Annotated in this window: 12 protein-coding genes; 1 reads left to right on the plus strand and 11 read right to left on the minus strand. The window is 44.8% G+C overall.

The features are described from left to right. The coding region (locus tag EV690_RS03025; RefSeq protein ID WP_165872641.1) for a transposase at nucleotides 1-148 on the plus strand (148 nt) is incomplete at its 5' end. A 125-nt stretch (nucleotides 149-273) separates the two neighbouring features. On the opposite strand, the gene fdxB is transcribed toward EV690_RS03025, so the two are convergent. From fdxB to nifB, 11 genes are all read right to left on the minus strand, one after another. Next, on the minus strand, nucleotides 274-537 hold the full coding sequence (fdxB, locus tag EV690_RS03030) for a ferredoxin III, nif-specific (protein ID WP_131911468.1): 264 nt from the start codon (nucleotides 535-537) through the stop codon (nucleotides 274-276). 23 nt (nucleotides 538-560) lie between these two features. Next, on the minus strand, nucleotides 561-1,013 hold the full coding sequence (locus tag EV690_RS03035) for a NifB/NifX family molybdenum-iron cluster-binding protein (protein WP_131911469.1): 453 nt from the start codon (nucleotides 1,011-1,013) through the stop codon (nucleotides 561-563). 10 nt (nucleotides 1,014-1,023) lie between these two features. After that, complete coding sequence (nifN, locus tag EV690_RS03040) at nucleotides 1,024-2,394, minus strand: nitrogenase iron-molybdenum cofactor biosynthesis protein NifN (RefSeq protein WP_131911470.1); 1,371 nt, start codon at nucleotides 2,392-2,394, stop codon at nucleotides 1,024-1,026. Then, nucleotides 2,387-3,766, minus strand: a complete 1,380-nt coding sequence (nifE, locus tag EV690_RS03045) for a nitrogenase iron-molybdenum cofactor biosynthesis protein NifE (RefSeq protein ID WP_131911471.1) — start codon at nucleotides 3,764-3,766, stop codon at nucleotides 2,387-2,389. The genes nifN and nifE overlap by 8 nt, the downstream gene beginning before the upstream one ends. 158 nt (nucleotides 3,767-3,924) lie before the next feature. Then, on the minus strand, nucleotides 3,925-4,536 hold the full coding sequence (locus tag EV690_RS03050; protein WP_131911472.1) for a NifB/NifX family molybdenum-iron cluster-binding protein: 612 nt from the start codon (nucleotides 4,534-4,536) through the stop codon (nucleotides 3,925-3,927). Nucleotides 4,537-4,551: 15 nt separating this feature from the next. After that, on the minus strand, nucleotides 4,552-4,764 hold the full coding sequence (gene nifT, locus EV690_RS03055) for a putative nitrogen fixation protein NifT (RefSeq protein ID WP_131911473.1): 213 nt from the start codon (nucleotides 4,762-4,764) through the stop codon (nucleotides 4,552-4,554). A gap of 63 nt (nucleotides 4,765-4,827) precedes the next feature. Further along, nucleotides 4,828-6,399, minus strand: a complete 1,572-nt coding sequence (gene nifK, locus EV690_RS03060; RefSeq protein WP_131911474.1) for a nitrogenase molybdenum-iron protein subunit beta — start codon at nucleotides 6,397-6,399, stop codon at nucleotides 4,828-4,830. 15 nt (nucleotides 6,400-6,414) lie between these two features. Then, nucleotides 6,415-7,899, minus strand: coding sequence for a nitrogenase molybdenum-iron protein alpha chain (gene nifD, locus EV690_RS03065; protein ID WP_131911475.1), 1,485 nt, complete (start codon nucleotides 7,897-7,899; stop codon nucleotides 6,415-6,417). Between the two features lie 36 nt (nucleotides 7,900-7,935). Continuing rightward, nucleotides 7,936-8,808 (minus strand): nitrogenase iron protein, encoded by an 873-nt coding sequence (gene nifH, locus EV690_RS03070; protein WP_131911476.1) that lies wholly within the window; start codon nucleotides 8,806-8,808, stop codon nucleotides 7,936-7,938. A 432-nt stretch (nucleotides 8,809-9,240) separates the two neighbouring features. Continuing rightward, nucleotides 9,241-9,756, minus strand: coding sequence for a nitrogen fixation protein NifQ (locus EV690_RS03075; RefSeq protein ID WP_131911477.1), 516 nt, complete (start codon nucleotides 9,754-9,756; stop codon nucleotides 9,241-9,243). Continuing rightward, nucleotides 9,756-11,135 (minus strand): nitrogenase cofactor biosynthesis protein NifB, encoded by a 1,380-nt coding sequence (gene nifB, locus EV690_RS03080; protein ID WP_131911478.1) that lies wholly within the window; start codon nucleotides 11,133-11,135, stop codon nucleotides 9,756-9,758. Before nifB ends, EV690_RS03075 begins: the two co-directional genes overlap by 1 nt. Between the last annotated feature and the right edge of the window lie 110 nt (nucleotides 11,136-11,245).

Genomic DNA, 11,245 nt, shown 5'->3' on the forward strand with positions numbered 1-11,245 from the left:
CTATAAGTATCGACATCTGGTTGAGAATGCTTTCGCAAGGATTAAGCACTTTCGTTCTATATCAACGAGATATGACAAGTTAGCAAGGAATTACGTCAGTATGGTATCACTGGCATTTACGATAATGTGGCTACCGATGTATTGCTGAATAAAATATGTACAGCAAAGATCAACACGCCCTAGACAAAGAGATAAAAAGAAAAACAAACAAAAAAGGCCATGAAAATATGGCCCAAATCTACGACACGAACACCACTTTTGGGTTATTTACATTTAATGCTGATGGCAATTTCTGGGACAAACTCGTTCACAAGCACCACAACCAATACAGTCACCAGCATGACTCACAGTCATGACCATTCGGACATCATCAGAGTAATCATCATCGCCATCATCATCTTCATTCTCGATTAATTCGAACACATCACGCCCACAAACTTTGTAGCAACGCCCACAACCGATGCACTCGCTACTGTCAACAGCCCGAATAAACTGCGGCTCCCAAGGGCTTCCGTCAGCTGTTACTGCCGTTACCATATTTATTCTCCTTCATAGTCATCTTAGTACTCTTGCCAATTTTCATCAGTTGGTGTCTGCCGGTTGCTCATCTGCCGACGAAGTGGACTACTTTGACGAGTTAATTCACGCTGCAGTTCACCTAACAAAGCCAATATTGAGCTACCTTGGGCAACACGTACCGGTCTGATGCCTCGCTCCCATAATTGACGAACGACCGCATCACCAACAGCAACAACATAAACTGCCAGACATTCGCCTAATAAATCCAAACGCATTTCAATATTGTCCTGGCGATGTCCTGACGGAAGCTCACTCATTTCAATGATTTTCATTAACTGCAGTTGTTTTTCACCAATACCATACACAGCAAATCGTGACGCACTGGCGAAATGCTGATCGACCTGATGCTGATCACTGCTGGCAAAGGCTACTGAAAAAAAATTGTCCGACGCATTGGCTAACTGCAATTGTCGGCAAACTTTTGCGCTTTCCATCGTTTACCCCCTAAGCTCTCTGGCTGGCCGCTTCCGGCCAATGTTGTTTAAGCGGGCTATGATAAATATCACGGTGTTCATGACGCTGATGAACGATGTTCCCCAGTTCAAACAACGTATCCCGGATACCAGCATAAAGCTGACGGTGCTGGCGAAAGCCCCCAAAATAATCAAAAATCGGGAAACCACTTAAAATATGCGACATGCCCAGCTCTTGTGCTAGCATCTGGCCATGTGAATTAGCGATTAAAACCTCCGCTGGTGTGACCTTAAGCTGCTCGCGCAAATCACTAAAATCACCTAGCAGTATCTGTTCTGTCGGCATTTCTATCAGTTGACTCTGTTGAGCAGGCGCAACAACAACCTGCTCATCCAAACCAACTTGCCGGGCAATAGCCAACCAATACCCGAGTAATTCAGGCTCACCAGCCAATGCAATCCGAACACCATTGAGCTCATTATGGCAATCGAGCATGGCATCTTGCAGTTGGCGACGCTGGCGATTTATATAATCTGGAACCTGCCGTCCGGTTAACTCAATCAACAATTCAATTAAACGGTCACACTGTTCAATGTTGCCCAAATGGTCAAAGTAGTAGCTGGGTACTCCTGTTTTTTGAGCCAGCAATTTAGCGCCGCTGTGGCAACTGTAACCAAGTGCGACCGTGGCGATGCTCTCCCCCATTCGCTGAATATCACTCAAACCTGTTCCACCTAATGAAACTGCTGAGTAATCTTGCTCACCTAAATGACCATCTAACGACTCACTGATGTCGGGCAATAGCGTTGGTTTGAGCCCAAATGCTTCAAACAAGCGCTGCACAGCTTCGACATCACCAGCCGTAAAACTATGGCCCAACAACACGTTGATCCGCTTTTTGCGGGTCTGAGCGGAGCGTTTTTCTTCGACTAATTGATTGACCACCGCATCAATGACTGCGGCATATCCATTTTCTAAAGATCCATAAAAATCAGGCGTGTTAACCGTTAAAACGGTGAGTTTTTCATGCTGTGGATATTCGACTCGAAATTCACGTATCGCCCGTTTTAAATCAGCACCTTGCGCTTCACTTAAGCCATTGCTCATCACCACGACTAAGTGCAAAGCACTATTTTTAGCCAAATGATCCAATGCCTTTTTGACATTGCCATCTGAGCCCATAATCGTCGAAATTGGATCCATGGCGGTAGACTGCAAGGCAACTGGTTCTTGAAAATGGCGGACAAAAAAAGCTTTGGCAAATGAACTACACCCCTGTGCGGCATGCATTAATGCCATGCTATCGGCGAGTCCTAAAGCAGCAATCGTCGCGCCCAATACTTGCCCGGTTTTAAGCGGAGATATGCTTAGCGGTTTGCGGATTTTTATAACCTCAGCCATGCATCACCCCCCCTTGCGGATTCTGCCAACTTGCCCGATTTCGCACTTGTGGCCAGATAGGGCTAGTTAGCGTTAAGCAGAGCTGACGACCTAGCTCAAGCAACCCTTCATAGCCTGCATAAGGATGTTCACGTTCTTGGTTAATATCTAGAAATGGCAACCGTGCTTTGAGTGCGGTATAACGGTTACGACCACCAGCTACCATCACATCAGCTTGATAGTGATAGCAGATGTCCAACAAATGGCGCGGATTAGAATCATCCAACATTAACGCATCATCACCCATTAATTCCCGAATGCGGGCTTTATCGGCTTCGGTTGATTTGCGTGTGCTGGTTGCAACTACATCTAAGCCTAAATCCTGCAAAGCTGAAACTACCGACCACGATTTCACGCCACCGGTATAAAGTAATACCCGTTTGCCTTGTAGTTTGCGGCGATATTCTGCCAGCGGTGCCGCAATAGCTTGTTCTTGGCGCTCAATCAATGCTTCAGTACGCTCAATTAAATCCGGGTCAGCAATTTTTTCACCAATGGTGCGAAGCGCCTGCGCAATAGCGCGACATCCGTAAAAACTGCCCTCAAACCACGGAGTTTGATAACTGTCTTGGAGCTTACGCGCCACATTCATCATGGAGCGTGAACACACCACCATATTGAGCTCAGAGCGGTGCATCGTCTGAATTTCTTTAAACCGAGCATCTCCAGAAAGCGAAGCGAGAACGCGAATCCCTAACTCATCAAACAGTTTTTGGACCGACCAAAACTCTCCGGCAATATTAAATTCGCCGATAAGAGCAATGTCATGCACACCTTCTGGCCCGGGGATTGGTTCTCGGGTACCGACCACTTTATCGACCATGACTTCACCAGCGATGCGGTTGCCTAAATTTTTACTCCCATAAAAACCGGCCGCATCAACCACAATCACTGGAATTTGATGCCGTTCGCTGGCAAGCCTTGCCGAGGCATTTATATCATCACCTTCCATTGCAGGAACACAGGTGTTATAGATAAAAACAGCTTCAGGATGGTAGTGTTTTTTGATATACCCAACGGCGGCAACTAGCTTGCTTTCACCTCGCCCCATAATGATATCGGGCTCACTTAAATCCGTGGTCATCCCCAAACGAAACAGACCAGGAATACTTGAATAGCTGCCTCGGTTATCCCAAGAGCTACCCGCGCAACCGATGGGGCCATGCACTAGATGGGCGACATCAGCAATAGGTAATAATGCAATTTGCGCCCCATCAAACGCACACCCACCAGCAGTTGCTCCGGGTTTCGGGGGCTGACAGCCAGTTTTCCCCTTATTGTTATGCTCACATAACGGTTCATCCATGAGAACTTTTAGCGTCGCTTGCTTCATATAACCTCCTCAACGCAACTTGCATCGTTAAAACAAAACATCGTTACTATTATTTGCTTTTGATTACTAACCTATGCATAGACTGTTCTAACCCTACAAGTGCGTGAGACGGGCATTGATAGCTGTCAGCTTTGCAACAAACAACACAAAATGTCATCTCATGCAGACCAATCCTCCATCTGCCATGACTGCCCCATTACTTTTTTAAGCCAAGGCGGTAAAGAACCTGAACTTAACCGTTCACAAAGCCGCTCCAAGGTTTGCTCAATTGCTTCTACATTGCGTACTTTCATCGGATAGATATCAGCACGAATCACCCGAGCAGCAGCCGGCCCGCCAATGGCAGCAACAAAGAGCAATTGACAGTCATTAATAGCGTTCACTCGCCCTTGATGACCCATTTCACCTGCTTCTTCTGGCATCTTACGAAGACCAACAATCGAAGTGCCTGACTCACTGACATCATAAACGTACATGATTGGACAGCGACTAAAATGGCCATTAATCCATTCGCCATCCATACTTGCGACAGCACAACGAAGTGTATTAGCGGGTAACGGAGTTCGTCTTTCAAGTAACTGCCAGCGCTCATCAAGCGGCTCAGCCAACACTTGCTCTAATTCACTTAGACTAATACCCAGATCATCAGCAATGGTTGTGAAATCACTATCTAACAGTGCTTTTAAATTAATATCCCGAAGCGGAATATGAAAAATTTCCGCCAATTGATAGCGGCGAAATAGTAATTGGGTTTGTTCCGGTGAAGACATAACACAACTCCCTATTTAGCTTGCACGGGACAAACGCACTTTAAATGGAAATTTAGGAATTGCCGTCTGCGGTGCCATATACCAGGCTTGCCCATCTGCAAGCTCAAGTCGGCCACCCCAACAATCTGGCTGGTCAAATTCAATATCGACAATCTTAGCTTCCAGGTCACGTTTGGCGATATAACAATACAAACCGTCGGCTTGTTCACGAAGTATCACGTTTGGCATAGGCCGTCCTTATCAATAAAACGAAAAACAGGTGCCAAATCAGCACCTGTTCTTGAACTAAACTTAACGAACTAAATCGAACGCGTAGTCTGTTGTTCCCATTCCCATGGTATCTTCATCTAGTTTTTCAAGTACTGCATTCACTAGAGTAGTTAGGATCTGCATGGCGCCTTCATATCCCCAAGTGGTTTGACGATGTAAATGGTGACGGTCAAACAGAGGGAAACCAAGACGAATCAGTGGAACTTCAAATTCTTTACCTTTAGCTAAGGTATCGCGCTGAATAAATTTGCCGTATGAATTACCGATCATGAAGTCTGGTTTGCGAGTAAACATCAATGAACGGAAATGCCATAAGTCTTTACCGACAAACACTTCACTATTCTGTCCGAATGGTGATTCTGAGAGGATTTGATCCATCTCTTTTTTCCAACGTTTGTTGGCGTTATGACACAGAATTACCGTTGGTTCAGCGCCCAGTTCCATCAAAAACCGTGACAAGCCCATTACAAAATCAGGGTCGCCATATAAACCAAACTGTTTGCCGTGCAACCAAGTGTGTGAGTCAGTCATCATATCGACTAGACGGCCCCGTTCCTTGGTCAGTTTCTCACCGATGGGGTTGCCAGTGAGTTCACTAATCGCCATCAGCAATTCATCCGTTGCCCTTAAACCAATTGGCACGCGCACACTAGTTAAAGGCTGATCCCAGTTTGTTTTGATATATTTCTGAGTTTTAGTGAGCTCATGGGGCTGTAAAAGAAGCGTATCTATAGCATTAGGTGCATCTTTCATTTCTTCCTGGGTCGTACCACCAGCGTACATATGGTACTCACCATCAGCAGGAGTATCTAAAACTTCAGACGGATCGCCAAGCAATGAATAATCAACATTCATGTTATCCATCATTCGTTTTAGAACACGATAGTTACCAAGATAAGTATCAAAACCGGTCACTAAATTGATTTTGCCATTACTGCCTGCTTTTTTACCCTCCATGCTATTAGCGGTAAAACAGCGACAAAACCCTTCAAACATGCCATCCCAACCCGTAACATGACTACCGGCAAAACTAGGAGTATGGGCAAATGGCAATGGCAGTTCTTCAGGAACAAAACCATCTTTTTTCGCATTCAACGTATACGCGTTTAAGTCATCCCCGATCACTTCAGCCATACAGGTAGTCGATACTGCGATAATTTCTGGTTTATAAAGCGCATAAGCGTTCTGTAAACCATCGCTCATATTTTTATGGCCACCAAATACCGCAGCATCTTCTGTCATTGAGTCAGAGACACAAGCAATTGGTTCTTTAAAATGCCGGTTAAAGTAGGTCCGAAAATAGGCAACACAGCCCTGACTACCATGCACATATGGCAATGTATTTTTAAAACTAAGCGAACATAAAACAGCGCCTAGCGGTTGACACATTTTAGCCGGGTTAATGGTCAGAGCTTTACGCTGAAAGTTAAGGTCTTCATATTCTTTAGTGGTCGTCCACTCAAACACTTCTCGCACTTTTTCCGGTGTTGGAGCTTCTTCATAATCAGCCTTTTTACGGGCAAAGACATCCTGATATTCGCTTTGCTCAAACAGAGGATATCCGGGTTTTATTTCATCAATTGTTTGCGCCATGATCTTCTCCTTAACTTAAGCGACTTGTTCCTCGTGAGCAGGCTCAGATTCGCTAACATCTTTTTTCAACCATGGTGGAGTCGTCAATGACCAGCATGGATTGTTCAATGTCATATCCATATCACGGGCAAAGATAGCGAAGCCATCGTAGCCGTGATATGGCCCCGAATAATCCCAGCTGTGCATTTGTCGGAAAGGGATCCCCATTTTCTGGAATATGTATTTTTCTTTGATCCCGGAACCGACTAAGTCCGGTTTCACATTTTTAACAAACTGTTCAAGTTCATAACTGGTGATATCGTCGTACAACAGAGTTGCTTCTTTGAGCATTCCGACGGTACGGTCATAGTCATCCGCATGCGCAAATTCATAACCAGCACCGACAATTTCCATCCCTAAGTCTTCATAGGCACCAATCACGTGACGAGAGCGCAGCCCGCCGACATACAACATGACTTTTTTGCCTTCTAAACGAGGACGATATTTATCGATAACTGCTTGATATTCAGCGCGATATAATTCGATAACGGCTTCGGCTTTCTGTTGAATATTTTCATCAAAGAATGCCGCAATTGTGCGCAAAGATTCAGCAATTTTAGTTGGGCCGAAGAGGTTGTATTCCATCCAAGGAATATTGTATTTTTCTTCCATATGCCGAGCGATATAGTTCATTGAACGATAGCAGTGAACCAGATTTAATTTCGCTTTTGGCGTATTTTCGATTTCTGATAATGTGCCATCCCCAGACCACTGAGCAATAACTCGCAGCCCCATCTGTTCAAGTAAGATACGTGAACTCCAAGCATCACCACCGATGTTATAGTCGCCAATAATGGCAACGTCATAATCGGTTGTTTCAAAAGAATCATCACCATCACGGTTACTTAAAACCCAGTCACGCATTGCATCGTTGGCAATATGGTGACCCAATGATTGCGAAACCCCGCGAAAGCCTTCACAACGAACCGGAATACAAGTTTTACCATTCCGTTTTTTATTGGCTTTGGCGACAGCTTCGATATCATCCCCAATCAACCCAACGGGGCATTCAGACTGCACAGTGGTGCCTTTATTCATAGGAAATAAAGTGTCTACTTCTTCCAAAATAGTGGTCAGTTTTTTATCGCCACCAAACACAATATCGCGTTCTTGGAAGTCTGAAGTGAAATTCAAGTTAGAAAAACTATCGACCCCAGAAACTCCAGTTAAGTAGTTTCGACGACCATTGGTTGAATACATACCGCAACCGACTGGACCGTGAGAAATATGGATAATATCTTTTAAAGGACCAAACACCACCCCTTTAGAACCTGCATAAGCACAACCACGAATGGTCATTACCCCAGGAACTGATTTACGGTTTGAGACGACGCATTTGCCGTCACTTTTGGGATCACTTGTCGTTAAGTGTTTGGCACGATTTTTCCGCGCTTTTTCAGGATAAACTTCAAGGACTTCCTGAATGAGCGCCTGATTCTGTTCAGCTGTTCTGTCTGTCATAAGAGGTACTCCTGCTTGCCACCGACCTATCTAAGGTTAAGCAACGGTTGCGGCTTTACCGATGATGCTTTCGTCTTCTTCTTTGAGCACACCAAATTCCATCAGCAATTCTTCAAGTTCATCCATGGTGATTGGAGTTGGAATCGCAAATTTAGTGTTCGCGATGACCTTTTTAGCTAAGGTGCGATATTCATTGGCCTGGTTAGCGGTTGGGTCGTATTCGATAACCGTCATACGACGAATTTCAGCACGTTGAACAACGTTGTCACGAGGGACAAAGTGGATCATCTGAGTGCCTAATTTTTCAGCCAGAGCCATGATGAGTTCATCTTCACGGTCAGTATTACGAGAGTTACAAATCAAACCAGCCAGACGAACGCTTCCTGATTTTGCGTATTTGCAAATCCCCTTCGAGATGTTGTTTGCCGCATACATCGCCATCATTTCGCCAGAACATACGATGTAGATTTCTTGCGCTTTGTTTTCGCGAATAGGCATTGCGAACCCGCCGCATACAACGTCACCTAGTACGTCATAAAAAACAAAGTCTAAGTCATCATCGTAAGCGCCTTCTTCTTCGAGGAAGTTAATCGCTGTGATAACCCCACGACCAGCACAACCAACACCTGGCTCTGGGCCACCTGATTCAACGCATTTCACCCCGCCGTAGCCAACTTTTAGCACATCCTCTAGTTCAAGATCTTCAACCGAACCTGCTTCAGCGGCCATTTCCATAATGGTGTTCTGAGCTTTCGCGTGAAGCATAAGGCGAGTAGAATCCGCTTTAGGGTCACAACCGACAATCATCACTTTTTGATTGGCTTCCGCTAAAGCTGCTACCAAGTTCTGAGTCGTTGTTGATTTACCAATCCCACCTTTGCCATAAATGGCGCATTGACGCATTGCCATGTTGTTTCTCCTTTAATCAATGAGTACAGCAATAGATGTGCACAGTTTGTACCAAACCTCGCCGATGCAATTATCTATATGATTTTTATTGCTTTTATTTGTTTCAAAGAAAAAACTCACCGTACTAACCCCCACAAAATCAGCCCGATTGTCGTAGAGCCGACAAACCAACAAAACAAACTGAAGATAGCAATATAGAAAAATAAGCGAATGTGATGACAAAAAAGGGATAGTCTCGAAGAACTCAAGGAGATCATGCAAACACTGGCGATTGCTCAATAAAAGAGGGGGAAGGTCGCGATCACTGACGGATTAAAGCACCTGCAACACAATAATCAATCGTTCGACTGTTGTGTGCTCTGGGTATATAGAGAATCTCGACTCTGGTGATAATCAAACTTTACTCATCGATGCTAAATTTAACAGCGCGCATTATTCAAAACACTCCGAATAAGATGAACACTGTTCACACGTTGGAGAGCGACAAACCAAGGCTCCTTGTCCTAAACAAAGTTGGCGATAAAAAAACTTCTTCCAGCGCATCGCGGGATGGTTTCGCGCCCCAAGCTCTGGAAAACAATCATTCATCAATTGGGTTAGCATTGGACGCTCAGGCAAACCTAAATCTTGCCACAAATGGTGAAACCCCAAACTAGCGCTGGCAACGATCATTGCCATATCCCAAGGCTCATGTACTTGAAAACGAGCTAACCATTCATACAATTCGCTAAACTCATCCGCGCGGCGCTGTTTTTGCAAACCGAGCAATTGCGCTTTCAGCTTATCATGTTCAGGATTTTTTAACGGGGTCGCTTCACCAGAGCCCAGCAACTGAGCGTACATTTGAGGTGACAGCTGCAGATGCTCGCCTAAAATACCAAATCCCTGCCGCTGCCGTTTTAACAATAATTGACACCAAGAAAATAATTTTGTTTCAACTTCAACCATTAGCTCACCTCGCTACGCGCGAGTAACTCAGGCTTATTTAGTTGCCACCATTGGGCAATAGCCTGATGGATCGGCTGCCACGCGTAATCGACAACAGGAGTCGTATGTTGAGCTTCGAGCTTACGCCATGGGGCCATCCCAATTCGTGCACAGAAAACAGCATCAATATCTTCAAGAATTTGCAAGACGGCTTGAACATCAGATGATTCATCGCACTGCTCATCACCAGTACAATATTGTGGAACCCGGCGATGCTGAACGAAATATACGCCTTCAGAACTCACTGAATAGATCAAAAAGGATTGAGCATGACCAAAGTGCTGATCGATCGCAATTTGCTCTGTGCTGGCTACCGCAACTAACATAGCATCTTCATCCTCAGCCGCGCCTGCACTGACTAAATCAGCCTGAATTTTGGTTCGATTAACCAACACTTGCTGATAATCCGGAGCTTTGTCTGACAAATCGGCTAAATTAAATTGCTGACTGCGATCTTCGCCTAACAAGCCAATTGCATCTGCTCGGCATTGCTGACAATGAGTCATCTGGACGATACTCTGGCCACATTGCTGACGGACTTCGGTCAACTGTTCAGTAGTCGGCTCTGGCTCATGATTCAAACCAAAATGGGTGCCGTATTCAGGCTTAGCCAAAAGCGGCATCACATTATGTAAAAAGACTTTCTGGCGTTGCAGTTCTCGACTTAGCTCAGGCAAATGCTGAGAGTTTAAACGAGGGATGAACACCGAGTTGACTTTAACTAAGATGCCTTTTTCAACTAGTTTACGCATCCCTTCCATCTGCTGGTCAATCAAGAGTTGTCCGGCAGTTAATCCTTTATAGCTGCGTCCTTCGTATGCCATCCACTCATAAATATCGGCAGCAACATGCGCATCCAGCGTATTAATGGTGATAGTGACATGATCCACTCCCAAATCAGCAATCCTATCCACATATTTAGGCAGAGCTAATCCATTTGTAGATAGACATAAACGAATATCAGGTAAATTCTGTTTAATGAGCTCTAGCGTGCGAAATGTTTTTTGTGGATTAGCCAGTGGATCGCCAGGCCCTGCAATCCCAATGACTGATAATTGGGGCAGTGCCGCCGCAACATGTAGTGCTTTATGTAACGCTTGTTTAGGTGTCAATAATTCAGAAACAACCCCAGGACGGGATTCATTCGAACAATCAAATTTACGGTTACAATAATGACACTGCATATTACATGCAGGAGCCACCGCCAGATGCATCCTGGCAAATCGGTGGCTAGTCGTTGATGAATAACATGGGTGATTAGCAACTCGCTCGCTCATTGCTCGTGACAACGTTGGCAGATGTCCCGATTCGGGATGACAGCTTCCTGAACATGACCCCATTATATCTCCTTAACATAAACTGATCTTTGTCTATCTTTAAGTACTGCAAATCATAGGCCGCTCAGGATTTTTTATAATTTACTGTTTTTATTATATTTTTATCATTTCAG

It is taken from the genome of Celerinatantimonas diazotrophica (assembly GCF_004339545.1).
Lineage (GTDB): Bacteria > Pseudomonadota > Gammaproteobacteria > Enterobacterales > Celerinatantimonadaceae > Celerinatantimonas > Celerinatantimonas diazotrophica.